We start from the raw sequence: 23,065 nt of genomic DNA, 5'->3' as shown, positions 1-23,065 counted from the left end.
GTCCTCCTTCGGATGCAGATGGTGCCGACCGGAGTCGGCGTGGCTCTGCATCGGAGGTCGGCCCGGCGCTGGATGTTCCGACAATGCGACGGGATGGCCGCAGTGCAATCCCGTCGCCCCTCGTCTGCCTCAGCAGCGACGCTTCAGATAGGTGCGCCAGCCGCCAAGTTCGGTGATGTCCCGGGCGGCGTCCAGGCCGTAGGGCTCGCAGATGAAGCCTGTTTCCCTGCGGCCGTCGGCGAGCTGCACCTTGCCCAGGCCGAGCGGTGCCGGAATGCCGGTGAGAAAGGAGCCGAGTTCCTGGCTCGGCAGCTCCCAGACTTCAACCTCGACGGCCGCTCCGCCTTCGGCGACGCGAACCATGCCCGGGCGCAGCGGTGGCCCGCCGGCCAGCGCGTAGAGCTTGTAGTCCGGCGAGCTGCGGGTGGTTTCCAGCAGCCGTCCGCCACGCTGCCTGAGTTGCCAGTTCAGCGGCAGGCCGTCCAGGTGCGCTCCGCAGACCACCAGGCGGGCGCGGTCGTTGCGGGCCGGATTCCGGGGCGGCGGGGTAATGAGCGCGTTGCCGCCGATCAACTTCAGCCCTGTCTGATGCTGCAGCGCATCGGCCAGGCTCAGCAGGTACTGGTCGGTGAACACCCGGCCGAACAGCGTCACGCCCCAGGGCAGGCCGTTGTGCATGGTGGCGGCCGGCACCGCGACAGCGGCGTAGTCGAGCATGTTCATGAAGTTGGTGTAGTAGCCCAGGTCCGAATTGCGCTTGACCGGCTCGGCGTGAAGTTCGGCGAGCGTCACTGGGCGCGGGTAGGCGGGCGTCAGCACACAATCGACCTCGGCCATGGTGCGGTCGCAGACGGCCTTGAGTTGCTGCAGGCGGTATTGCGCCTGGAACAGCTGCACGGCGGTTGTACCGGGGGCTTTCTCCAGAACGGCTTTTATTACCGGCAGCACGGCGTCGGGCTGCTGCTCGATCAGCGCTCCCGCCACGCTGTAGCGTTCGGCCACCCAGGGGCCTTCGTAGAGCAGGCGTGCAGCTTCGAGGAAGGGGGCGAAGTCCACTTCCACCGGCTCGCCGCCGAGGGCTTTCAGATGCTCGATTGTGGCGGCGAACAACGCCGGGCTTTCCGCGCAGCCGAGAAATTCCAGGTGCTGGGGTATGCCGAAGCGGAAGGTCTTGATCTGGCCGAAGGCTGAGCCGTCATTCCACAGCGGGTTGCTGCGGCTGTACTCGTCGCGCGGATCGAGCCTGGCGGTGAGCGCCAGCAGCTGACTGGCTTCGGCCGCAGTCGCGGTAAAGAAGGTCACGCAGTCCAGCGTACGGCAGGCCGGGACAACGCCGGAGGTGGAGATCAGCCCCTTGCTGGCTTTCAGGCCCACCAGGTTGTTCAGTGCCGCCGGCACCCGACCGGAACCGGCGGTGTCGGTGCCCAGCGCAAAGGAACAGAGCCCGAGCGCCACGGCCAGCGAGGAGCCGGCGCTGGAGCCGCCGGAGGGGTAGTCCGGGTGCACCGAGTTGCGGCATTCGCCATAGGGCGAGCGGGTGCCGTTGAGGCCGGTGGCGAACTGGTCGAGGTTGGTCTTGCCCAGCGGCACCGCGCCGAGGGCGAGCAGCTGCTCGACGATCGTCGCGCTGGTTTCGGGCGTGTAGGCGAACGCCGGGCAGGCGGAGGTGGTGGGCACGCCTGCGAGATCGATGTTGTCCTTGATGGCGAAGGGCACGCCGTAGAGCGGCAGCTCGGCGGGCGTCTTGCTCTCCAGCGTGGCCAGGTAGGGCTCAAGTTCCTCGGCGCTCAGCAGGTGGATAAAGGCGTTGAACTCGCCGTTGAGCGCGGCGGCCTTGTCACGCAGGCCGAGGATCAGCTGGCGCGGGGTGGTGGTGCCTTCGGCATAGGCGGTGCGCAGGGTGGCCAGGCGCAGGTCGAATGTTGTGGTCATCTCATGTCCCTCGTAGGGTGGAAAACGGCGAAGCCTTTTCCACCGCGATGTTCGTTGCCGGCCCGCTGGGCCGGTGGGTGGACAGGCAAGGCGCTGTCCACCCTACGGTTGCTCGGCCTCAGGCCTCCTCGATCACCACCACCCGCTGGCCTGCGCGCACCGGCGAGCCGGGCTGGGCGCGTACTTCCTTGACCACGCCGGCGACCGGCGCGGTGAGCGGAATTTCCATCTTCATGCTCTCGAGGATCACCAGCACGTCGCCGGCCTCGACCCGCGTGCCCTCGGCCACCGACACCTGCCAGAGGTTGCCGGCAATGTGGCTCTCGATGCCGTGCTGGCCGGCGCCGAGCGGGGCGTCCTCGCCGAGGTCGGCGGCGACTTCCTCGCTCTCGAAGTGGGCCTGGCCCGATTCGATCCAGCGCTGGCGCTCGGCATCGAAGGCGCCGCGCTGCTGGCGACGGAAGGCGTCGATGCTGTCGGCCTCGGCGGCAAGAAAGTCCTGGTAGTCGGACAGGCGCAGCTCGGTGTGCTGGATCTTCAGCGGGTAGCGGCCCAGCGGGAAGTCGCGGCGGATCTTCAGCAGTTCCTCGGCCGAGACCGGGTAGAAGCGGATCTGGTCGAAGAAGCGCAATAGCCACGGCTGGCCGCCGAAGGCCTCGACCGCGCGGTAGCGGTTCCACATCTGCAGGGTGCGGCCGACGAACTGGTAGCCGCCCGGGCCTTCCATGCCGTAGACGCACATGTAGGCGCCGCCGATGCCGACCGAGTTCTCGGCGGTCCAGGTGCGCGCCGGGTTGTACTTGGTGGTGACCAGGCGGTGACGCGGGTCCAGCGGGGTGGCCACCGGCGCGCCGAGGTACACGTCACCCAGGCCCATCACCAGGTAGCTGGCCTCGAACACCGTGCGGTAGACGGCGTCGAGGTTTTCCAGGTCGTTGATGCGGCGGATGAACTCCAGGTTGCTCGGGCACCAGGGCGCGTCCTTGCGCACCGTGGTCATGTATTTCTCGATGGCCAGCTGGCAGGCCGGGTCGTCCCAGGACAGCGGCAGGTGGACGATGCGCGAGGGCACCTTCAGGTCCTGCGCGGCGCACACGGCATCCCACAGGCCGGCGACGATCTCCAAGAGGTCCTCCAGCGCCAGGGTCTCGGGCTGGTAGTGGACCTGCAGGGAGCGGATACCGGGCGTGAGGTCGATGACACCATCGAGTCTCTTGGCTTCCAGCGCCTGCATCAGCGCATGGCCGCGGAAGCGCAGCACCAAGTCCAGCTCTGGTTGGCCGATCTCCAGCAACAGGTGGGTGTCGCCGGAGAGGCGGGCGACCAGGCGGCTGTCCGCTTCACCGATATCGAGCACGATGGGCGACTGCAGCGCCACCGGCGTGGCGACCACTGCCGCCGGCGCGAGGCTGGCGCACTCGGCATCGGCGGCCTTGGCCAGCTGGCGTGCGGTCAGCACGTCCACCGGGACGAAGCGCACCTTGTCGCCGGCCTTGAGCTGGCCGAGCTGCCAAAGATCCGCCTCGATGATGGTCACCGGGCAGACGAAGCCGCCCAGGCTCGGGCCGTCCGGGCCGAGGATCACCGGCATGTCGCCGGTGAAGTCCACCGCGCCGATGGCGTAGGGGTTGTCGTGGATGTTCGATGGGTGCAGGCCGGCCTCGCCGCCGCTCTCGCGCACCCACTCGGGTTTCGGGCCGATCAGGCGCACCCCGGTGCGGCTGGAGTTGAAGTGCACTTCCCAGTCGGTGGCGAAGAACTTGTCGATATAGCCTTCGGTGAAGTATTCCGGCGCGCCGTGCGGGCCGTAGATCACCCGCAGCTCGCGCACCGCCGGCAGGGCGCTGCACAGCTCGGCGGCGAGCCTGGCGCCGGCCGACGAGTCGCTCAGCGGTGCCAGGTGCAGCACGTCGCCGGCGCGCAGGGCGCGGCCACCGTGGCCGCCGAACTGGCCGAGGGTGAAGGTGCTCTTGCTGCCCAGATACTCCGGCACCTGCACCCCGCCGCGCACGGCCAGGTAGGAGCGCGCACCGGCGCCGGCAATAGTGCCGATGGTCAGGGTGCGGCCGGCCGGGACGAAAATGGCGGTGCACATCGGCTGTTCGACGTCATCGAGCTTCACGGGGATCGCGGCGCCGGTCAGCGCCACCACCGCGTCGGTGTTGAAGCGCAGGATCGGCCCGCTCATGGTGATTTCCAGCCCGGCAGCGTCCTCGGGGTTGCCGAGCAGGGCGTTGCCCAGGCGCAGCGCGCGGCTGTCCATCGGGCCGGACGGCGGCACGCCCACCGCCCAGTAGCCGAGGCGGCCGGGGAAGTCCTGCACGGTGGTCTGGGTGCCGGCGCTGATGACCTCGAAGGTGTTGGCTTTGTAGCTGAGGCCCTCCAGACAGCGGGTCCAGGGGTTGCCGCTGGCGAATGGGGTGAAGGCAAGAATCTGGCGCAGGTAGTCGCGGTTGGTTTCCACGCCGTAGAGCAGGGTGTCGCCGAGGGCGGCGTCCAGCGCGGCGCGGGCATCCTCGCGGCTCGGGGACCAGGTGATGACCTTGGCGATCATCGGGTCGAAATATGGCGGGATCTCGCAGCCAGCCTCGACCCAGGTGTCGATACGCAGGGCTTTGCCGTTGGCTGAAGGGAAGCTCGCGGCGGTGAGCAAACCGGGGCTCGGCTGGAAATCCCGGCCCGGGTCTTCGGCGTAGACGCGCGCCTGGATCGAGTGGCCGCTGGGCTTGAGACTCTTCACCAGCTCGGCCAACGGCGGCAGGTCGCCGGCGGCCAGCTCGATCATCCAGCGCACCAGATCGACGCCCCAGACCTGCTCGGTGACGCCGTGCTCGACCTGCAGGCGGGTGTTCACCTCGAGGAAGTAGAAGCGCTGGGCTTCGGCGTCGTAGACGAACTCCACGGTGCCGGCGCTGCGATAGCTGACCGCCTTGGCCAGGGTGATTGCCGCCTCGCACAGGGCCTCGGCCATGCCGGTCGGCAGGTTCGGCGCCGGGGTTTCCTCCAGCACCTTCTGGTTGCGCCGCTGTACCGAGCAGTCGCGCACGCCCAAGGCGATGACTTCGCCGGCGCCGTCGCCGAACACCTGCACCTCCAGGTGGCGGGCGCGCTCGATGTATTTCTCGATGAACACGCCCGAATCGCTGAAGTTGTTCTGCCCCAGACGCTTGACCGCGTCGAAGGCATCAGTGAGCTCCGCCGCCGAGCGGCACACGCGCATCCCGATACCACCACCACCGGCGGTGCTTTTCAGCATCACCGGGTAGCCGACCTGCTCGGCTGCGCCGAGGGCATCGGCGAGGCTGTCGAGCAGCTCGGTGCCCTCCAGCATTGGTACGCCGCGTTGTTTGGCCAAGGCGCGGGCGGTGTGCTTGAGGCCAAACACCCGCAGCTGTTCCGGCGTCGGGCCGACGAAGGCGATCCCGGCGGCCTCGCAGGCTTCGGCAAACGCCGCGTTCTCGGAGAGGAATCCGTAGCCGGGGTGGATGGCTTTCGCGCCGGTTTCACGGGCGATGCGGAGAATCTTCTCCACGTCCAGATAAGTCTGTGTGGCCGGGCCTTCGCCCAGGCTGTGGGCCTCGTCGGCCTGCTGCAGATGCAGGCTGGCGGCGTCGGCCTCGGAGTAGACGGCCACGCCGTTCACATTCAGGTTGCGCAGCGTACGCAGGATGCGGCAGGCAATGGCGCCGCGGTTGGCGATCAGCAGTTTGTCGAACATGGTCAGTAACCCTCGAAGGGCTGGCGGGCCGTCCCGCCTTTATTCATCAGTGCCACGGCCGTCCGTGGTTGGGGAGGGTTTCTTCGTTGCCGGCCGCTGGGGTCGCTGCCCGGCGCGTGCCTGCAGCAGCGGCAGCAGGTAGCGACGCAACAGCGGCATCAGTTCCACACCAACACCTCGGCGGGCGTCGGGTTCCAGCCGTTGCAGGGGTTGTTCAGCTGCGGGCAGTTGGAGATCAGCACGATCACGTCCTGCTCGGCCTTCAGCTCCACATACTTGCCTGGCGCGGAGATGCCGTCGGCGAACGTCAGGCCGCCTTCGGGGCTCACCGGCACGTTCATGAAGAAGTTGATGTTGGCGCCAATGTCGCGCTTGGTCAGGCGACCGTCGTTGAGGCTCGCGCGCAGGAAGTTGTCACGGCAGCTGTGCATGTAGCGCTTGTCTAGCGCGTAGCGCACCACGTTGCTCTCCTGGGCGCAGGCCCCGCCGAGGGTGTCATGGCGGCCGCAGGTGTCGGCGGTGATGGTCAGAAGCGGATTGCCGAGGTTCGAATAGAGCACCGTGCCGATGGTGAGGTAGACGCGGTTCTGCCGGCGCAGGGTGCGCTGCGGGTCGTAGCGCTCGCGCGGGTTTTTCGCGCTGAAGAACAGCGTGTCCACCGCCTGGTTGCCTTCGAGATCGAGCAGGCGCAGGGTCTGTCCGGCCTTGACTTCGAACAGGTACGGTTCGCCGGCCGGGATCACATGGCGGAAGGCGGCGGTTTCGGGGTGCAGGCTGCTTTCGGTAAGGCTCATCGCGGCCACCTCCTCAGATGTACAGACGTTCGGTGTTGTGAAAGGCACGGCCGTTTTCCGGGCGCGAGGTGCGGCAGAGCACGCTGATGCCATCGCTCTCGACCTTGTGCCAGCTCAGCTGCACCGGTTTGGGTGCGTACAGCGGATTGGGGTCCAGCGGATGCTGCAGGGCGGTAAGGATCACCAGGGTGTCCATCGGTGCGTACAGTTCTATGTAATCGCCGGCCTTGGAGTGGCCCTGGTGGAAGGCGAAGGCACCGTCGGCGGTGACGTCCACGCGACTGAACAGATTGAGCACCATGAGCAGGTCCTGCAGGTTCAGGTTCCACTTGCCCATTTCCACCAGCAGGTTGTCGGTGCCATTGCGGAAGAAGCCGTTACGCAGTTCCTGATAGCGGCCCTGGCCGTACTTCTCGGCGACTTCATCAGCGTTCAGCACGCCGCCGAAGCTGTCGTGCCAGCCGCAGGTGTCGGCCGTGATGGCGGCGAGTACGCGCCCCATGTCCGAGTACAGGCAATGCCCGGCGGTGAGCTTGGCGGTGTGCTGGCCCTTGAGGGTATCCGGCAGGTTCAGCCGCTCGCTCTTCTCTTGGGCGTTGAGCAGCATCAGGCTGACGTTGGCGCCGCCTTCGAGATCGCTCAGACGCAGCAGTTGGCCCCGCTTGAGGACGAAGGAGGTGTGGCCGCCGCCAGGAACGGTTTCCTCGTACAGCGTGGGACGGATCGCGAGTGAAGCACTCATGTCAGGCTCCTTGATAGGCAGTGCGAAAAGAGTCGGCGAGGGCGGTCGGCAGGCCTGCGGACGCGCCGGGAGCATGGCGGCCCTCGTGCAATGGAATGTCGTAGGTCACCCGTGCGCCATAGGCACCCGGGGCGTGGGGATCGATGCGCGGTTTGTCGAAGACCAGGATGCGGCTGCCGAGGGTGAAGCCTTCCGAGAGGTCATGGGTGACCATGAACACCGTCAGCCGGGTTTCCCGCCACAGCTCCAGCAGCAGCTCATGCATGTCCTTGCGAATGCCGGGGTCGAGGGCGCCGAAGGGCTCGTCGAGCAGCAGCACGCGGGGCTTCATCACCAGCGCCTGGGCGATGGCAAGGCGCTGCTGCATGCCGCCGGAGAGCTGCGCCGGGTACTTGTCCAGCGCATGGCCGAGGCCGACCTTGTGCAGCATCTGCGCAGCCTGCTCACGGGCATCGCGCTTGCGGCGTCCGAGCAGACGACCCAGCAGCGGGGCGCGCGGCAGTTCCAGGCCGAGGGCGACGTTGTCCAGCACCGTCAGGTGCGGAAATACCGAGTAGCGCTGAAAAACCACGCCGCGGCTGGCGTCCGGTTCGTCTGCCAATGGCTGGCCATCCAGCAGGATCTCGCCACGGCTGGGCGCTTCCTGGCCGAGCAGCAGCCGCAGGAAGGTCGACTTGCCGCAACCGGAGGCACCGACCAGGGTGCAGAACTCACCTTCGGCAATCTTCAGGTTCAGGCGCTCCAGCACCACCTGGTCGCCATACTGCTGCCAGACATTCCTGACCTGGATGAACGGTCTGGCATCGCCTGCGCTGCGGCTTATAGGTGCGTCGTGCTCCAGGTGGGCGACGGATCCGCCCGCAACGGCTGCGCTCTTTCTGTCGCTCATGCCTTGGCTCCTTCATACCAGGGGAACAGCAGCTGGGTCAGGCGCCGCAGCGAGAAATCCATGGCCCACGCCAGCAGGGTGATCCAGGCGACGTAGGGCAGGATCACGTCCATGGCCATGTAGCGGCGTACGAGGAAGATGCGGTAGCCGAGCCCGTCCGTGGAGGCGATGGCTTCGGCGGCGATGAGGAACAGCCAGGCCGAGCCGAGCACCAGGCGCAGGCTGATGAGCAGGCGCGGCAGCAGCTGCGGCAACACCAGGCGCAGGATCAGCGTCCAGGTGTTGGCGCCGAGGGTCTGCGCCTTGATCAGCAGTTCGCGGGGTATCTCGCGAGCACGCTGCTCGAGGTCGCGGGCGAGGATCGGGGTGATGCCGATGACGATCAGCATCACCTTGGACAGCTCGCCCAGCCCGAACACGATGAACAGGATCGGCAGGATCGCCAGCGGTGGCACCATCGACAGCACGGTAAGCAGGGGCGACAGCGGCGCACCGAACAGCGGCAGGGTGCCGGCGGCGACGCCCAGGCAGAGGCCGGCCACGGCGGCGATGGCCAGTCCGCTACCGAGGCGCTTGAGACTCGAGGCGGTGTCCTGCCAGAACAGGTAGTCGCCCGAGCGCTTGTCCGGGGTGAAGGCGAGGCGTTCGACAGCCGCGCTCATCTGGCCGAAGCTGGGCAGCAGCTTGTCGTTGGGATTGATCTCCAGGCGCTGGGTAGAGCTGGTCAGGTACAGCGCCAGCAACAGGGCGAAGGGCAGTATGGCCAGAGCAAGCCAGCCGCTGCGGCTCGGCGTTCGATTGATCAGGCGCATGGGCAGGTGCCCCGGTTTGCGACAGCTGCTAGAACGGGCAGGGCGGTGAACGGCAGAGCCGATACGAGCGGGCACATGGCAAACCCTCCAGTGTTTGGGGATGGCGCAGGAGCTGCGTGCGGATCACGCTGTTCTCCCGGGCTTTTATCCCGCCGTGTAACCTCACTGGAGGTCGCCAACTCTCGGACCAGCCACTCGCGAGCGAGTCGGAACCCTAGTCGGCTATTTCGAATTGTCGCAGCAGCTTCGCCTGCAGGATCGACAAAGCAAGAGCGGTGCCAAGGCGCGATGGACAGGTGTCAGCGGCTTTTGCGCTGAACCAAGGCTGGCGAGACGCCCCTTCATGGGGCATGAGACGGGGTGCTGCCTGTTTATCGGGCAGGCCGCGCCGCGTTGTGGTGCACGCGGCGCGAAGCGTACCTCAGAGCCTGAGCTGGCCGATGGCACGACTGAGGTCGGTGGAGAGCGCGGCGAGTTCGGCGCTGGTGCTGGCGGAGCTGACGGTTTGCTCCACGGTGCGCTCGGTGACGTCGCGAATGCCGGTAACCGAGCGGTTGAGCTCCTCGGCGACCTGGCTCTGCTGCTCGGCGGCCACGGCGATCTGCGTGTTGCTTTCGCGCATCTGCGCCACGGCTTCGGCGATGGCTTCCAGGGCCTGGGCGGCCTCGTGGGCCTCACGCACGCAATCGTCGGCCTTGAGCGAGCTCTCCTGCATGAATTCCACGGCATCGCGGGTCATCGATTGCAGTCCGGTGATCATCTGGGTGATCTCGTCGGTGGAGTCCTGAACGCGTTTGGCCAGGTTGCGTACCTCGTCGGCCACCACGGCGAAACCGCGACCCTGCTCACCGGCGCGGGCGGCTTCGATCGCAGCGTTGAGCGCCAGCAGGTTGGTCTGCTCGGCGATGCTGTGAATCACGCTGACCACACCGTTGATCTTCTGGCTGTCGGCAGCGAGCTGCTCGATCATCTCGCCGGTCTGCTGCACACCCTGGGACAGGCTGGAAATGGACTTCTCCACCCGCCCGACCACCCGATGGCCGTCGCCTGCGAGGCGATCGGCATTCTGCGACAGGTCGCGGGTTTCGCGGGCATGTTCGGCAATCTGATGCACCGTGGCGCTCATCTCGTTGATCGCCGTGGCTGCCTGGTCGGTTTCGCCTTGCTGGCCGCGCATGCCGCTATGCACATCGTTCATGCTCGAGGCCAGCCGGCTTGCGCCCTGATCCAGGCGCGCGGCGGCCTGGGCGACGGTGCTGACGACGCGCTGATAGCCGCCCTGCATCGCATTGAATGCGCCGGCCATCTGACCGACTTCGTCACGGCTGTCCAGCGGCACGCGGGCCTGCAGGTCGCCGCTGCGCTCGACGTGCAGCATGACGTCCTTGAGCGTGTTCAGGTGGCTGAGCAGGAAACGGATCAGCATCTGCGAGGCGGCGAGCAGACCGAGCATCAGCACGGCGACGGCGGCGGCATAGCTGAAAAAATGTTGCCCCAGTACCTGGATCACGCTGGGAGCGCGAGCCATAACCGCGAGCTTCTGACCGTCGGGCCGGGACAGCATTTCCACACCGATCAGCGGATGGGTGGAAAACAGGCGGTCGTGGTCCAGTGCTGTCCAGCCGGAGTCGGCCAGTGACTGACGTCCGATCACGGCGCGCTGCCCCGCGGGATAGAGGGTCAGATCAGCGGCCTGCGGCAATGCCGCGTCATTCGGCCAGGCTGCCAGCACGCTTGCGCGCGCCTGGGCGGCACTGCGTGCATCGGCACTGCGTGCGCTCTGCTCCAACTGCACGGCGTAAAGCACCAGCAACAGGGCGATGACGAAGCTCACCATGTTGAGCGCCCAGAACTTGTACTTGAGCGACAGATCGCGAATCCAAACGGCCATGGCTGCTCTTCTTCTATTTGAGGGTTCCCGGAGCGCGGCTTGGCGCTTTCGGCACGACGGGATAATTAACGGCCGCCAGGCGCGGAGCTTGAGTGCAATCTGCGAATCAATCGATGTCCGGCAGGCCGAAGAACTGGCGCGCCGTCAGGGTTGTATGCGCGGCCAGCTGAGCTTCGCTTTCGCCACGATGGCGGGCCACCTCGCGCAGCACTTCCGGCAGGTACGCCGGTTCGTTATGTCCGCTTTTCGGCTTTGGTCGCAGGCTGCGAGGCAGCAGGTAGGGGGCGTCGCTTTCCAGCATCAGCCGGTCCGCACGGATGTCCCGCACCAGAGGATGCAGATGGGTGCCTCGCCGCTCATCGCAGATCCAGCCGGTGATACCGATGTGCAGATCGAGGTCGAGATAGGCATACAGCGCCCGCTTGTCGCCGGTGAAGCAATGCACGACCGCTGCACTGAGCCGATCACGGAATGGTTTCAGGATCGCCACCAATCGTTCGCTGGCGTCCCGTTCGTGGAGGAACACCGGCATTGCGCTTTCCACTGCGAGTTGCAGCTGCTCTTCCAGGGCGCGTTCCTGTTGCGGTCGGGGCGAGAAGTCGCGGTTGAAGTCCAGCCCGCACTCACCGACGGCACGCACCTCGGGCTCGGCCAGCAGGGCGCGCAGCTGGCTGGCGCTGTCTCCGGTCCACTGGCTGGCGTCATGCGGGTGCACGCCGGCGGTGCTGAACAGGTGCTGGCGGGATTCATCGAGTTCACGGCACAAGGACAGGGCGGCTTCGCTTTCCGCGAGGCTCGTGCCAGTCAGCACCATCTGCGTCACACCGGCGGCTCTGGCGCGCTCCACCACCGCGGAGGGGGCGGAGGCGAACGAGCGGTGAGTCAGGTTGACCCCGATATCCACGAGTTGCATGAGAACCTCTAAAAATTAAATGTTATTTAAATCATATAGATAGGAAATATAGCTAAACCAGTTTTTTAGGCGAAACTGGCGCATTCGTTCGAGCTGTGCGAATCTTTGCCACCTTTTGCGGGCAGGGAGCACCGCATCAGCGTTCTTCGTGTCCCAAACCGGTACATCTTCGATGTCACGATTGCTGCCACTTCTGCTCTGTCTGTTGCTGGGTTCGCTGCCGCTCACGGCAAGCGCCCGCATGGCCGGACCGGAGGCCTGGCAATCGAGCGACAAGGTACGTGATCTCGCCGAAATCCGCCGCAGCGGCGTGTTGCGGGTGTTGGTCAACCAGAGCCGCAACAGCTCCGGTGAGATCAAGGGCGAGGCGATCGGCGTGGAGTACGCCCGCTTGCGCGCCTTCGAACAGTACCTGAACCGCAACGCCGCATCCGGAAAGGCCATCACCCTCAAGATCGTTCCCAAGGCTAAGGACCAGTTGCTCGGAGCGCTGCAGCGCGGCGAAGGGGATCTGGTTGCACCCGGGGAGCTGCTTCCACTGACCGGTATGAAGGGCATCAGCCGCAGCCGACCGGTGGTCAGCGACGTTGCCCTGGTGCTGGTCAGCCGCCAGGGTGGGCCGCGCTACCAGCGCCTCGAACAGCTCTCCGGCCGCAGCCTGGCGCTGCCGCCGGGCAGCGCGGCCGGGCCCGCACTGACGCAGCTGAACAAGCAGCTGATGGAGCGCAAGCTGGCCCCCATTGTCGCCGAGTGGGTCGACCCGACGCTGGCGGTGGAGGATGTGCTGGAGATGGTGCAGGCCGGGGTCTACCCGGCGACAGTCGTCGAGCAGACCATCGCCCAGCGCTGGGCCAAGGTCATGCCGAAGCTGCGCATCGAGCAGCACCTGAGTCTTGGCGAGAAGACCAGCATGCACTGGTTCGTGCGCAAGGAGGCCAGCATGCTCCGGGCCAGTGCCGATCGGTTCCTGAAGGACTATGACCTCCCCGACAATCAGGATGCAGCCTTCGAACGGGTCTACCGGCGACTGTACAAGGTGCAGTATCCGCTGGATCGGGTTGGCCGCCAGCGCCTGGAAAAGGTCCGCCCGACCCTGCAGCGCTACGCCGAGCAGATCGAGCTGGACTGGCTGAATCTGGCCGCGCTGGCGTTCAAGGAGTCGACGCTCAACCCCGCCGCACGAGGCGCAGGCGGTGCCACCGGCCTGATGCAGGTGACGCCGGCGACCGCGCGCGCAATGGGCGTGAGCAACGTCCAGCAGCTGGACAACAATGTGCAGGCCAGCGCCAGGTACCTGGCCAATATCCGTCGCAACCATTTCGCCAGCCCGCGGTTGAACGAGCGCGAGCGCATGGCGTTCATCCTCGCTGCCTACAACCTGGGGCCGCAGCGCGTGCAGAGCATGCGCGCCGAAGCCAGGCGGCGCGGCCTCAACCCGGACCAGTGGTTCTTCCAGGTCGAGCGCATCGCCATGGAAACGGTCGGCATGGGAGTCGTGGCCTACGTCAACAGCGTCAACAAGTACTACCTGGCCTACCAGCGCGAACGCTATCTGCTGGAGGCGGACCGCAAGACCGCCGCCAACTGACTCGCTCAGCGAGTCCGATCCTCCTGCACAACCGCGAGCAGACGCAGGCGCTCACCGTCGCTGAAGCGCTGTGCTTCAAGCCGTTCGACGGCGGCACGGCGTTCGACCTCATCCAGCCCGCGGGCGGTTTCGATACGGGTACGCTCCTGCTGGTAGCTGGCGATGCGCTGCTGCCACTGCCGTCGTTGCAGATCCAGTGCCTCCAACCGATCCGCTGCCTCGCTGCCGACCGTTTGTTGGCGCAGCTGCCGCAGCTGCTGTGGACCCGCTCCGTTCGCCAGCAGGGCGGTGGTCTGCTCACGCAGTTCGGTCTGCAGCTGGGGCATCAGCAGGTCCTGCAGTTCAGCGGGCAGCCCGGCTCGCAGCTGGTCGATCGCGCGACCCTTGGCATCGCTGTCCAGCGCGGGATCGAAGCGAATGGCCAACCGCTCCAGACTGAAATGGTCATAGGCTTCTTCCAGGCCGAAGAACGCCTGGTGAGTCGCCGGATCGAGCGCGTGCGCGCGCAGCGCTCGTACGGCGCTCAACCGGCCCCGCATCGAGGCGAGGTCCGCAACCCGAGGATGCTGCGCTTCTAAATCAACGAGTTGGCGCTTGTAGTTGAGATATTGGTTGAGTACGGCAAGTGCCTGCGCCTGGGCAGGCTCCGGCAATTGCGCAGCGATATGGCGCCGCAGGCGCTCGATGCTCTGTTTGAGCGGCTCCTCGCCAATGGCGCTGAGGAAGTAGTCGAACAGCTGACGCAGCTCTGGACTGATGATCAGGTTGCCGGCGGCGTCCAGCTGGAACTGGCCGTCGACCTCGGTGCCCTTGAAGGAGGCGGGCAGCTTCGCCATGACCTGCGGTGCCGCGCCGGTCGCTGTGCGCTGGGCAGGACGAGCGGCAGTGAGGTTGGCGGCGGGAGACGATGCGGGTGCTTCTGCCACCGGCGTCACGGTGGATTCGGGCCGGGCGATAAAGAAGCCCAGGCCCAGCGCGATGGCCAGCGGCAACAGAAGGATGGATCTGCTCATGGACTCGCCTTTCGGTAGCGGCCGGGATCGATGATCCCGGCCTGGTTCAAGGAAACGGCTGCGTCAGAGCCCCGCGTTCTTCAATCGGTTCGCGTGCTGGCGGTAGACGCTGACCGGATCGGTCTCGAACAGGCTGGTCAGCCCCATGAACTGGTTGACCTCGTCCAGATGGTTCATGCGGTAGTTGTCGCGGATCACCATCCCCAGGTGCGAGCTGCAGCGTCCGACCAGCCCGTCATTGGGTCCGCTGAAGGCCAGCGAGCCGGCGCCCATCATGGCGTCGCTCACGTCCAGCGGATTGGTCAGCGGACTGGTGCCGCTCCAGGAGTAGTAGTGCACGCCATTGACCTTGTAAGCGCCTTCGCCGCATGCGGTGGTGGGTATGCCCTGGGGGAACTTGGCATTGAAGCGGGCCGCGCCCTCGCTGTTGAGCGATTCCAGCGAACCCAGGGAGTTCTGCGGAGCGGTGCTGGAACTGCCGGAGACGAAGTTGATGAACGCGCCCATGGCGTTCACCAAGCCGGCGATTATGGCCTCACCGGATGAACCCTCTGGAACCTTGCGGATCAGATCCGCCACGTCGGAGCCCTTGTGGGGTGCGCCGACACTGGTGACCGAGGCGATCAGGTCCGGCCGTACGCCTGCCACGTACCGGATGGTCGGTCCGCCGTGGCTGTGGCCGATCAGGTTGACCTTCGGCTTGCCGCTGATAGCAACGATTTCCTCGACCTGGGCCAGCAGTTCCTCGCCACGCAGTTCCGATGTGTTGAGCTGGCTGACTTCGGTGACATAGACCTGCGCGCCGTCTCGGCGCAGCGCACTGGGGATGCCATACCAATAGTCGATGCCCAGCAGACTGTCGAAACCCAGCATGCCGTGGGCGAGCACGATCGGGTACTTCGTGGCGGTGTAGCCGCTGCCGGTGGCAGCGAATGCCTGACCGGAAAGCGCCAGGGCGCTTCCGAGACAGAGGGCGAGCAAGGTTTTGTTCTTGTTCATGGACGCACTCTTCGAATGTGAATCGGGCTATGGGGCAGTCCCTTGCCGTTCACCGCGCATGGCGCGTACTGCGCCCTTGCCAGCGCAGCATTCGTGCCAGAGCCGACCCACTCGGCAGCGTCCGCTCTAACTGGCGGATCGCAGCGATGCGGCTAGCGTTGCGCTATCAGGCATGTTGGGTGTGCCTGTTACGAAGCGAAACGCCGGAGTGGGTGATTAGGTGATGATCAGGCTTTTTCGCAGAACATGAGCGTTTAAAGCCTGCATGATCGACGATTATCGTGACTAAATATTCTGTATCTGACTGCCTGGTCATGGGTAATCGATGGCGACGACGTACCAGAGCTTTGTTCCGGTTGGCGTCTGCACCTGCACCTCAGCGTCCAGCGCCTTGCCGACCAGTGCGCGGGCGAGGGGTGAATCGATGCTGATCATGCCCTGGCGCAGGTCCAGCTCATCGGGACCGACGATGCGGTAGCGCGCCTGCTCACCGTCTTCATCCTCGAGCGTCACCCAGGCACCGAAGTACACCTTTTTGGGGTCGCTGGGTCGTTCGCTGACGACTTTCAGCTTTTCCAGACGCTTGGTCAGAAAGCGAACACGGCTGTCGATCTCGCGCAGCATCTTCTTGCCGTAGGTGTACTCGGCGTTCTCCGAACGGTCGCCCTGGGCGGCGGCTTCGCTGACCGACTGGGTAACCTGTGGTCGCCTGACATGCCACAGTTCGTGCAATTCGGCGCGCAGCCGGGCCTCGCCTTCTGGTGTGATCAGCGGCGTGCCGGCCGGGCGGGGTGGGCGATAACGGCTCATTGAATTCCGACCTCGCTGCAAAAGCGCCGATTGTAGCGCTTCAGTTCTCGCGCAGTACGCTCAACGGGCTCGCGTTGAGGGCGCGACGCGTGCCGATCAGCCCGGCGCTGCCGATCAGCAGCGCGCCGATCAGCGGCAACAACAACAGCCAGGGATGCGGCTGCCAGCGCAGGTCGAACGCATAGTGATAGAGCAGGGCGCTCACCAGTTCGCAGCCAAGCGCGGCGAGCAGGCCGCTGGCAGCACCGAGCAATCCGAACTCGGCCCGGCGCGCCCTCAGCAGCAGACGCCGTTCGGCCCCTAGCGCGCGCAGTAGCGCACCCTGGCGGATGCGTTCGTCCAGTGTCGCTTGCAGACCGGCGAAGAGCACGGCCAGCCCCGCCGCCAGCACGAACAGCAGTACGTACTCCACCGCCAGCGAGACCTGCGCGAGGATGCTGCGCAGCTGGGCCAGCAGCGCCTCCACCTGGAGCAGGGTCACCGACGGGAACGCCCGCGCCAGCTCCACCAGTTCGCGCTCGTTGCCTGGTGGCAGGTGAAAGCTGGTCATGTAGGTGGCCGGCATGCCCTGCAGGGTGTCGGGCTCGAAGATCATGTAGAAGTTGGGCTGGAAGCTGTCCCAGTTGACCTCGCGCAGGCTGGTGACGCGAGCGTCACGCGTCAGCCCGCCTATGGTGAAACTCAGCTGGTCGCCCAGCTTCAGCTGCAGGCTTTCGGCCAGTTCGGCCTCGACGGACACGCCTGGCAGCTCCGCCTCGGCCCGCTCATGCCACCACTGGCCAGCCACCAGATGATTGTCCTTGGGCAGGTCGGCCGACCAGGTCAGGCTGAGATCGCGACGAATCGCGCGTTCGCCCTGGGACTCCTTGCTGACCAGCTGGCGGACCGGCTCGCCATTGATCGCCACGAGTCGGCCCGGCACCACCGGATACAGCGGCGCGGCATGGCTGGAGAGTGCGTCGATTCGCTCGGCGAAGGCATCCTTTTCTGCAGGCAAGACGTTGAGTACGAAATGGTTGGGTGCGTCGTCCGGCAACTGGTCCTGCCAGGTGTCGAGCAGCTCGCCGCGCAACAGGGCGATCAATGCCATGGCCAACAGGATCAGTCCGAAGGCAAGTGCCTGGCCGGCGGCTGCAAGCGGATGCCGCAGCAGCTGACCCAGACCCAGCCGCCAGCTCAGCGAGGCGCCGGCAAGCAGGCGACGCATACCCTTCAGGCCGAGCAGCAGCAGGCCTCCCAGCACCAGCGTGGCAAGCAGGCCGCCGCCCAGCAGAGCCAGGGTGATCTTCAGGTCCAGGCTCAGCCGCCACATGATCAGGCCGAGGGCCAGGATCGCCGTGCCGTACACCAGCCAGGCGCTGGGTGGCACCGGCAGCAGGTCGCGGCGCAGTACTCGCAATGGTGGTACGCGACCCAGTCCTGCCAATGGCGGGAGGGCAAAGCCCGCCAGCGCCACCAGACCCGTGGCCACACCGGCTGCGGCGGGCCAGATGCCGCCGGGGGGAATCTCCTGCGCCAGCAGATCGCGCAGGAGATAGAACAGCCCGTGCTGTGCGGCCCAGCCGAGCAGGGCGCCGACGAGGCTGGCCAGCAGGCCAAGCATGCCCAGTTGCAAGGCATAGAGCAGCAGCGCGTCATGGCGGGAAAGGCCCAGGCATCGGAGCAGCGCACTGGCATCGAAGCGGCGTGTGGCGAAGCGGGCAGCCGACAGTGCGACGGCAACGCCTGCCAACAGAATGGCGGCCAGGCTCGCGAGGTTCAGATAGCGTTCCGCACGGCCCAGTGCGCCCCCTATCTGCCGGTTGCTATCGCCGGCGGTTTCGATGCGTTGATGGGCTTGCAGACCGGGCTGCAGCGCCTGCTGGTAAGCCGCCAGTGCAGTGCTTTCGCCGCGCCAGAGCTCCCGGTAGCGAACTCGGCTGCCGGGCTGGACGACACCGGTCGCCGCAAGATCGTCCAGGTGCATCAGCACGCGTGGCGTCAGGCTGTAGAAATCACCGACCCGATCGGGCTCGTAGGTCAACACGCGAGTCAGGCGCAGCAGCTTGTTGCCGACTTCGATGTCGTCACCGATTGCCAGGTCCAGGGCGGCGAACAGCCTGGCCTCGGCCCAGGCTTCACCCGGGGCCGGACCGGCGCCGGCTTCTTCGGTGCCGTAGGGCTGCGCCGCACTGCGCAAGGCGCCGCGCAGGGGATAGCTGCTGCTGGCCGCTTTGACACTGGCGAGCTGCAAGTCCTGGTCGGTGGCGATGACGCTGGAGAATTCGACCAGCTGGGCATGTTCCAGCCCCTGTGCCTTGCCGGCGTCGATCTGTTGCGCCGAGGCGGGTGCGCTGCCGCCCAGCACCAGGTCGGCGCCAAGGAACTCGCTGGCCCGCAGCAGCATGGCGTCGTTCAGGCGTGCACCGAAATAGCCGATGGCGGTACTGGCAGCGACGGCGATCAACAGAGCGAAGAACAGCACGCGCAACTCGCCGGCGCGAGCGTCACGCAGCAACTGCCGGTAAGCCATAGCGAACAGGCGCGCCTTGGGTAGGCCCATCATTCGCTCGTCTCGCTGGCGATCTGGCGCCCGCCCTCGAGGCGAAGCACGCGATGGCAGCGTCTGGCCAGGCGCTCGTCGTGGGTGACCAGCACCAGGGTCGTGCCGCGCTCGCGGTTAAGCTCGAACAACAGTTCGGTGATATGCGCGCCAGTATGGGTGTCGAGGTTGCCGGTGGGTTCGTCGGCAAACAGCACCTCGGGCTCGGCGGCGAAGGCGCGGGCCAGTGCGACGCGTTGCTGCTCGCCACCGGATAGCTGGCGGGGATAATGCTGCAGGCGCTCGCCCAGGCCGACGCGGGAGAGCAGCTCGGTGGCGCGCTCGCGAGCATCGTGGCGCCCGTCCAGCTCCAGCGGCAACATGACGTTCTCCAGAGCATTGAGGCTGTCGAGCAGCTGGAACGATTGAAAGACGAAACCGACGTGTTCGGCACGCACCCGCGCCCGCTGGTCTTCGTCGAGCGCCGCCAGTGCATGGCCGGCCAGATGAACTTCGCCCGAACTTGGCAGATCGAGCCCGGCCAGCAGGCCGAGCAATGTCGACTTGCCCGACCCTGAGGTGCCGACGATGGCCAGGCTGTCGCCCTTGGCCAGTTGCAATGAGAGGTCGGCCAGGATGCTCAGCTCGCCTTCCGCGCTGGGTACCACTTTGTTAAGGTTCCGGGCGTCGAGAATGTTGCCGCTCATGAGGGGGATCCGATGCGAAGATGGCTGAAATGCGGGGCCCTGGCGCTGCTGTGCTGGGCTCAGGGAGCCCTGGCCGGAACCGTACTGGTGGTCGGCGATAGTATCAGCGCCGCTTTCGGGCTGGAAACCAGCCAGGGCTGGGTGCATCTGCTGCAGGAACGCCTCGTCGAGGGCGATGAATCCTGGCGTGTGGTGAACGCCTCTATCAGTGGCGACACCACGGCTGGCGGGCTCGCCAGGCTGGATCCGCTGCTCGAGGCGCACACCCCTGCGGTGGTCATTCTCGAGCTGGGCGGCAATGACGGATTGCGTGGGCAGTCGCCTGTGCAATTGAAACAGAATCTTGCCGAGATGATCGATCGCAGCCGCGAAGCGGGTGCCGAGGTTCTGTTGCTCGGGATGCGCATGCCGCCGAATCTGGGGCAGCGCTACACCCGCGCATTTGCCGATGCATTCGACTCGCTTGCAGCGGAGAAAAGCGTTGCTTACGTGCCGTTCTTGCTGGATGGCGTCGGCGGCGTCAGCGGCATGATGCAGGCCGATGGCATTCACCCGACGGCCGAGGCGCAGAGTCAGCTGCTGGAGACGGTCTGGCCGGCACTCGAACCCTTGCTTTGATGCGTGGGCGCAGCTACTGTCGCGCCCTCGATTGGAGCCTCAGATGTCGCGCTCAGCCAGGACCCTTTACGCTTATCGACTCATCGTGCCGGACGAGCAGTACGACATGTTCGCCTGCCGCGAGAATCGACTGCACCTGGCGTTGCGGCAGCTGGAACTGAACGGCAATGCCGACCGCACCCTGTGTGGCGGTTTGCTGCCGGCTCAGCCGCGCTGGAGGGAGCTCGAGCGGGCTACGCTGAAGGACCGCCAGTTGTGTCCCAGCTGCCGTCAGCTGCTCGAGGCGCGCCGCAAGGGCCTTCCGTCTGCCACTGCGGCCTGGTAGCTCACGTTTCGGTCGGTTCAAGTACAATCGCATCTATCCTTCTACTCTGGATTCTCAAGGACTCTTCAATGGTCTCGCGCGCGTTTGCGGTCGCCTCCTGTTTGTCATTCGCTGCTTTGCTTTCGGCGGGCCCCAGCGCGGCGCTCGAACTGCCGCTGCCGCCGGAAGGCGAAGACATCGTCGGCCAGATTCAGGTCATCAAGGCGAAGTACGAAGATACCTTCGCTGCCATCGGTGAAGCCCACGATCTTGGCTATCTGGAGTTGGTCGCGGCCAACCCGGGTGTCGACCCGTGGCTGCCGGGCGAGGGCACCGACATCATTCTGCCGACCCGTTTCATCCTCCCGCCGGGCCCGCGCGAGGGCATTGTGATCAACATTGCCGAGTACCGGATGTACTACTACCCGGAAGGCAAGAACGTAGTGCATACCTTCCCGTTGGGTATCGGCCGAGAGGGCTGGGGTTCTCCGGTTGGAACAGCCCGGATCACGGCCATGACCAGCAACCCGGCCTGGTATCCGCCGAAGTCGATTCGCGAAGAGCACGCCGCCGATGGCGATCCGTTGCCGACGGTGGTTCCGCCAGGCCCGGACAATCCTCTCGGCCCATACAAGATGAGCCTTTCGCTTCCGGGCTACCTGATTCATGGCTCGAACAAGAAGTTCGGTATAGGCATGCGGGTGAGCCACGGTTGCTTCCGTATGCTCAACCACAACGTGCTCGAACTGGCGAAGATGGTGAAAGTCGGAACGCCGGTGCGTATCGTCGACGAGCCCTACAAGTTCGGCGTCAGCGAGGGCAAGGTCTATCTAGAAGCCCATGCGCCGCTGGAAGACGGTGATCAAAAGACGCTGACACTGATGGACAAGCACGCCGTCGTCATCAATACCCTGCTCAAGCGTGACGAGGCCGCGGGCAAGTTGCACCTGGACTGGGAAATGGTGCGCGAGATCATTGCTGGCGAAGACGGCTTGCCGATCCAGATCGCCGAGCAGCGGACCGAAGTCGCCGTCCATGAAGAGCAGTTGTTCTGACTGCTTTTCCGCGGGCATAAAAAAGGGTTCATCGCGGAGTCTGGGGGAAGAGCGCGTTGACAGTCAGGGAAGTGGGTAAATTGGCAGTCGCCAAACGAACCAACCCCCCACGCCCTGCTGCCGCCATGCATCCTATTGATCTTGCTGCTTTCTGGCCAGGCTATGAAGCCGTTGCCTGTCGCTCATCCGCCAACAACTCCCTTCTGATTGAGCTTGAGCCTCAAGCTGGCTCGGTTCCCAAATGCGGGCGTTGTGGCCAGCTCAGCCCTTTGATTCATGAGCGCCGGATTCGTCTGGTGCGCGATCGTGATTTGTTCGATCAGCGCGTCCTGCTTCAACTACCAGTGCGCCGAGTCGACTGCCTGAACTGTGGTCGGGTGACCGAGCGGGTCGACTGGCTGGAGCCTGCATCTCGCCTGACGCGGCGCTTGCAGGCCTGGCTCGAGGCTTTGCTGCAACTGCTGCCGATCAGCCACGTCAGCCGCCTCACCGGCTTACACTGGCACACGCTCAAGCAACTCGACAAACGTCGGCTGGATGCCGCCGTCGGCACCTTCGAGCCGGGTGATGTGCGTCGCCTGGTGATGGACGAGTTCGCCCTGCACAAAGGCCATCGCTACGCCACGGTGATCATGGATGCCGAGCGCACGCGGGTGCTATGGGTCGGTCATGGCAACAGCCGCGAGGCGATCCGCCCATTCTTTGAGTTACTGGGCGAGCGCTGCCAACGGATCGAAGCGGTGGCGATGGACATGAACACCGCCTTCGATTTGGAGGTGAAGCGGCACTGCCCTCAAGCCGAAGTGGTGTACGACCTGTTCCATGTGGTGGCGCGCTACGGGCGTGAGGTGATCGACCGTATCCGCGTCGACCAGGCCAATCTCCTGCGCGATGACAAACCGGTACGCAAGGTGGTCAAGCAGAGCCGCTGGCTGTTGCTGCGCAATCGCGAAAACCTGAAGGACGGCCAAGCCGTGCAGTTGCAAGAGTTGCTCGCCGCCAACCAGCCATTGGCCACGGTCTACGTGCTCAAGGATGCGTTAAAGGACGTCTGGTACGCCCCCACTGTGCGGGAGGGCTGGCGGCGCTGGCGAAGTTGGCTGCGGCATGCTCGGGACAGCGGTCTGGCGCCGCTCCAACGCTTTGCCCGGAATCTGCGCAAATACGCCCGTGGCATCCTCGCAAGCGCCCGCTTCCCCCTGCACACCAGCGTCCTGGAAGGCGTGAACAACCGCATCAAGGTGATCAAGCGGATGGCCTATGGCTTCCGGGACTCTGACTACTTCTTCCTGAAAATCAAGGCCGCCTTCCCCGGGAAAGCGCGATGAACCTAAAAAAGCCGACCTTGAGGGTCGGCTTTTTTGCTTTTACAAGCTTACTTGCGGCTGGCGCGTTCCAGCATACGCAGAGCACGCTCGTTGGCTTCGTCAGCAGTCTGCTGAGCCTTCTGAGCGGCGGCCAGAGCTTCGTCGGCCTTGCTGTACGCTTCGTCAGCGCGAGCCTGGGCGCGAGCAGCGGCGTCTTCGGTCGCGGTCAGGCGAGCTTCGCTTTCTTTGGTCATGCTGTTGCTGCAACCGGTAGCCAGAACTGCGGCCAGAGCCAGAGCAGAGAATTTCAGAACGTTGTTCATCTTGTTCCCCTTAAGGTGGAAATCCATAAAGCAACTTCCGTTATGGAAAGTTTGCGCGCACATACTACCTATAACTTAGCTTAAGTAAACTGAGTGGGCGCAGGCGCTACAGGTTTTTTTTCAAACTGC

The 23,065-nt window shown here is 65.4% G+C and carries 19 protein-coding genes and 1 riboswitch; of the genes, 5 read left to right on the top strand and 14 right to left on the bottom strand.

From position 1 onward, the window contains the following. Positions 1–129: 129 nt before the first annotated feature. The 8 genes from atzF to VF716_RS05475 form a co-directional block, all read right to left on the bottom strand. Positions 130–1,932 carry an allophanate hydrolase gene (gene atzF / locus VF716_RS05510; RefSeq protein ID WP_239330674.1) on the bottom strand — a complete coding sequence of 601 codons (1,803 nt, stop codon included), beginning with the start codon at positions 1,930–1,932 and terminating at the stop codon, positions 130–132. A 118-nt stretch (positions 1,933–2,050) separates the two neighbouring features. Continuing rightward, entirely contained in the window at positions 2,051–5,650 is a 3,600-nt protein-coding gene (uca, locus tag VF716_RS05505; protein WP_239330676.1) for an urea carboxylase, read from the bottom strand. 158 nt (positions 5,651–5,808) lie between these two features. Beyond that, on the bottom strand, positions 5,809–6,444 hold the full coding sequence (locus VF716_RS05500; protein ID WP_218651155.1) for an urea amidolyase associated protein UAAP2: 636 nt from the start codon (positions 6,442–6,444) through the stop codon (positions 5,809–5,811). A gap of 13 nt (positions 6,445–6,457) precedes the next feature. Further along, entirely contained in the window at positions 6,458–7,186 is a 729-nt protein-coding gene (locus VF716_RS05495) for an urea amidolyase associated protein UAAP1 (protein ID WP_011913150.1), read from the bottom strand. 1 nt (position 7,187) lies between these two features. Beyond that, positions 7,188–8,075, bottom strand: a complete 888-nt coding sequence (locus VF716_RS05490; protein WP_078451645.1) for an ABC transporter ATP-binding protein — start codon at positions 8,073–8,075, stop codon at positions 7,188–7,190. Further along, positions 8,072–8,887, bottom strand: coding sequence for an ABC transporter permease (locus VF716_RS05485; RefSeq protein WP_013982717.1), 816 nt, complete (start codon positions 8,885–8,887; stop codon positions 8,072–8,074). The genes VF716_RS05490 and VF716_RS05485 overlap by 4 nt, the downstream gene beginning before the upstream one ends. A gap of 131 nt (positions 8,888–9,018) precedes the next feature. After that, a riboswitch (guanidine-I (ykkC/yxkD leader) is annotated at positions 9,019–9,116 on the bottom strand. Positions 9,117–9,308: 192 nt separating this feature from the next. Beyond that, on the bottom strand, positions 9,309–10,778 hold the full coding sequence (locus tag VF716_RS05480; RefSeq protein WP_017245047.1) for a methyl-accepting chemotaxis protein: 1,470 nt from the start codon (positions 10,776–10,778) through the stop codon (positions 9,309–9,311). A gap of 106 nt (positions 10,779–10,884) precedes the next feature. Then, entirely contained in the window at positions 10,885–11,691 is an 807-nt protein-coding gene (locus VF716_RS05475) for a TatD family hydrolase (protein ID WP_011913154.1), read from the bottom strand. Positions 11,692–11,863: 172 nt separating this feature from the next. On the opposite strand from VF716_RS05475, the gene VF716_RS05470 reads away from it, so the two are divergent. After that, complete coding sequence (locus VF716_RS05470) at positions 11,864–13,279, top strand: transglycosylase SLT domain-containing protein (RefSeq protein ID WP_011913155.1); 1,416 nt, start codon at positions 11,864–11,866, stop codon at positions 13,277–13,279. Positions 13,280–13,284: 5 nt separating this feature from the next. On the opposite strand, the gene VF716_RS05465 is transcribed toward VF716_RS05470, so the two are convergent. The 5 genes from VF716_RS05465 to VF716_RS05445 all read right to left on the bottom strand — a co-directional run bounded on the left by VF716_RS05465 (position 13,285) and on the right by VF716_RS05445 (position 19,329). Next, positions 13,285–14,292, bottom strand: a complete 1,008-nt coding sequence (locus VF716_RS05465; RefSeq protein WP_084899267.1) for a lipase secretion chaperone — start codon at positions 14,290–14,292, stop codon at positions 13,285–13,287. 63 nt (positions 14,293–14,355) lie between these two features. Continuing rightward, a complete protein-coding gene (locus tag VF716_RS05460) occupies positions 14,356–15,291 on the bottom strand; it encodes a triacylglycerol lipase (RefSeq protein WP_011913157.1) in 936 nt (311 codons plus the stop codon). A 312-nt stretch (positions 15,292–15,603) separates the two neighbouring features. After that, positions 15,604–16,101: a transcription elongation factor GreB gene (greB, locus tag VF716_RS05455; RefSeq protein WP_265660209.1), complete on the bottom strand. Its 498-nt coding sequence runs from the start codon at positions 16,099–16,101 to the stop codon at positions 15,604–15,606. 40 nt (positions 16,102–16,141) lie between these two features. After that, entirely contained in the window at positions 16,142–18,643 is a 2,502-nt protein-coding gene (locus VF716_RS05450) for an ABC transporter permease (protein ID WP_440552127.1), read from the bottom strand. Further along, positions 18,643–19,329, bottom strand: a complete 687-nt coding sequence (locus tag VF716_RS05445) for an ABC transporter ATP-binding protein (RefSeq protein WP_079328388.1) — start codon at positions 19,327–19,329, stop codon at positions 18,643–18,645. Before VF716_RS05445 ends, VF716_RS05450 begins: the two co-directional genes overlap by 1 nt. 12 nt (positions 19,330–19,341) lie before the next feature. On the opposite strand from VF716_RS05445, the gene VF716_RS05440 reads away from it, so the two are divergent. The 4 genes from VF716_RS05440 to VF716_RS05425 all read left to right on the top strand — a co-directional run bounded on the left by VF716_RS05440 (position 19,342) and on the right by VF716_RS05425 (position 22,634). Then, complete coding sequence (locus tag VF716_RS05440; RefSeq protein ID WP_063543106.1) at positions 19,342–19,947, top strand: arylesterase; 606 nt, start codon at positions 19,342–19,344, stop codon at positions 19,945–19,947. Positions 19,948–19,990: 43 nt separating this feature from the next. Continuing rightward, positions 19,991–20,272 carry a hypothetical protein gene (locus tag VF716_RS05435; RefSeq protein ID WP_061373571.1) on the top strand — a complete coding sequence of 94 codons (282 nt, stop codon included), beginning with the start codon at positions 19,991–19,993 and terminating at the stop codon, positions 20,270–20,272. Between the two features lie 68 nt (positions 20,273–20,340). Continuing rightward, complete coding sequence (locus VF716_RS05430) at positions 20,341–21,306, top strand: L,D-transpeptidase family protein (RefSeq protein ID WP_014596643.1); 966 nt, start codon at positions 20,341–20,343, stop codon at positions 21,304–21,306. Positions 21,307–21,431: 125 nt separating this feature from the next. After that, positions 21,432–22,634 (top strand): ISL3 family transposase, encoded by a 1,203-nt coding sequence (locus VF716_RS05425; protein ID WP_125886168.1) that lies wholly within the window; start codon positions 21,432–21,434, stop codon positions 22,632–22,634. Between the two features lie 47 nt (positions 22,635–22,681). On the opposite strand, the gene VF716_RS05420 is transcribed toward VF716_RS05425, so the two are convergent. Next, positions 22,682–22,936, bottom strand: coding sequence for an Lpp/OprI family alanine-zipper lipoprotein (locus tag VF716_RS05420; RefSeq protein WP_003294452.1), 255 nt, complete (start codon positions 22,934–22,936; stop codon positions 22,682–22,684). Between the last annotated feature and the right edge of the window lie 129 nt (positions 22,937–23,065).

The organism is Stutzerimonas sp. Brlt_14, from assembly GCF_051948915.1.
Classification (GTDB): Bacteria; Pseudomonadota; Gammaproteobacteria; order Pseudomonadales; family Pseudomonadaceae; genus Stutzerimonas; species Stutzerimonas stutzeri.
Note: the sequence above shows the minus strand (reverse complement) of the source record. Positions and strands in the feature narration are given on the sequence as shown.

Excerpts from the sequence above, each read along its gene's own strand:
- atzF (WP_239330674.1), bottom strand. The coding sequence starts at position 1,932 with ATGACCACAACATTCGACCTGCGCCTGGCCACCCTGCGCACCGCCTAT.
- uca (WP_239330676.1), bottom strand. The coding sequence starts at position 5,650 with ATGTTCGACAAACTGCTGATCGCCAACCGCGGCGCCATTGCCTGCCGC.
- VF716_RS05500 (WP_218651155.1), bottom strand. The coding sequence starts at position 6,444 with ATGAGCCTTACCGAAAGCAGCCTGCACCCCGAAACCGCCGCCTTCCGC.
- VF716_RS05495 (WP_011913150.1), bottom strand. The coding sequence starts at position 7,186 with ATGAGTGCTTCACTCGCGATCCGTCCCACGCTGTACGAGGAAACCGTT.
- VF716_RS05490 (WP_078451645.1), bottom strand. The coding sequence starts at position 8,075 with ATGAGCGACAGAAAGAGCGCAGCCGTTGCGGGCGGATCCGTCGCCCAC.
- VF716_RS05485 (WP_013982717.1), bottom strand. The coding sequence starts at position 8,887 with ATGCGCCTGATCAATCGAACGCCGAGCCGCAGCGGCTGGCTTGCTCTG.
- VF716_RS05480 (WP_017245047.1), bottom strand. The coding sequence starts at position 10,778 with ATGGCCGTTTGGATTCGCGATCTGTCGCTCAAGTACAAGTTCTGGGCG.
- VF716_RS05475 (WP_011913154.1), bottom strand. The coding sequence starts at position 11,691 with ATGCAACTCGTGGATATCGGGGTCAACCTGACTCACCGCTCGTTCGCC.
- VF716_RS05470 (WP_011913155.1), top strand. The coding sequence starts at position 11,864 with ATGTCACGATTGCTGCCACTTCTGCTCTGTCTGTTGCTGGGTTCGCTG.
- VF716_RS05465 (WP_084899267.1), bottom strand. The coding sequence starts at position 14,292 with ATGAGCAGATCCATCCTTCTGTTGCCGCTGGCCATCGCGCTGGGCCTG.
- VF716_RS05460 (WP_011913157.1), bottom strand. The coding sequence starts at position 15,291 with ATGAACAAGAACAAAACCTTGCTCGCCCTCTGTCTCGGAAGCGCCCTG.
- greB (WP_265660209.1), bottom strand. The coding sequence starts at position 16,101 with ATGAGCCGTTATCGCCCACCCCGCCCGGCCGGCACGCCGCTGATCACA.
- VF716_RS05450 (WP_440552127.1), bottom strand. The coding sequence starts at position 18,643 with ATGGGCCTACCCAAGGCGCGCCTGTTCGCTATGGCTTACCGGCAGTTG.
- VF716_RS05445 (WP_079328388.1), bottom strand. The coding sequence starts at position 19,329 with ATGAGCGGCAACATTCTCGACGCCCGGAACCTTAACAAAGTGGTACCC.
- VF716_RS05440 (WP_063543106.1), top strand. The coding sequence starts at position 19,342 with ATGCGAAGATGGCTGAAATGCGGGGCCCTGGCGCTGCTGTGCTGGGCT.
- VF716_RS05435 (WP_061373571.1), top strand. The coding sequence starts at position 19,991 with ATGTCGCGCTCAGCCAGGACCCTTTACGCTTATCGACTCATCGTGCCG.
- VF716_RS05430 (WP_014596643.1), top strand. The coding sequence starts at position 20,341 with ATGGTCTCGCGCGCGTTTGCGGTCGCCTCCTGTTTGTCATTCGCTGCT.
- VF716_RS05425 (WP_125886168.1), top strand. The coding sequence starts at position 21,432 with ATGCATCCTATTGATCTTGCTGCTTTCTGGCCAGGCTATGAAGCCGTT.
- VF716_RS05420 (WP_003294452.1), bottom strand. The coding sequence starts at position 22,936 with ATGAACAACGTTCTGAAATTCTCTGCTCTGGCTCTGGCCGCAGTTCTG.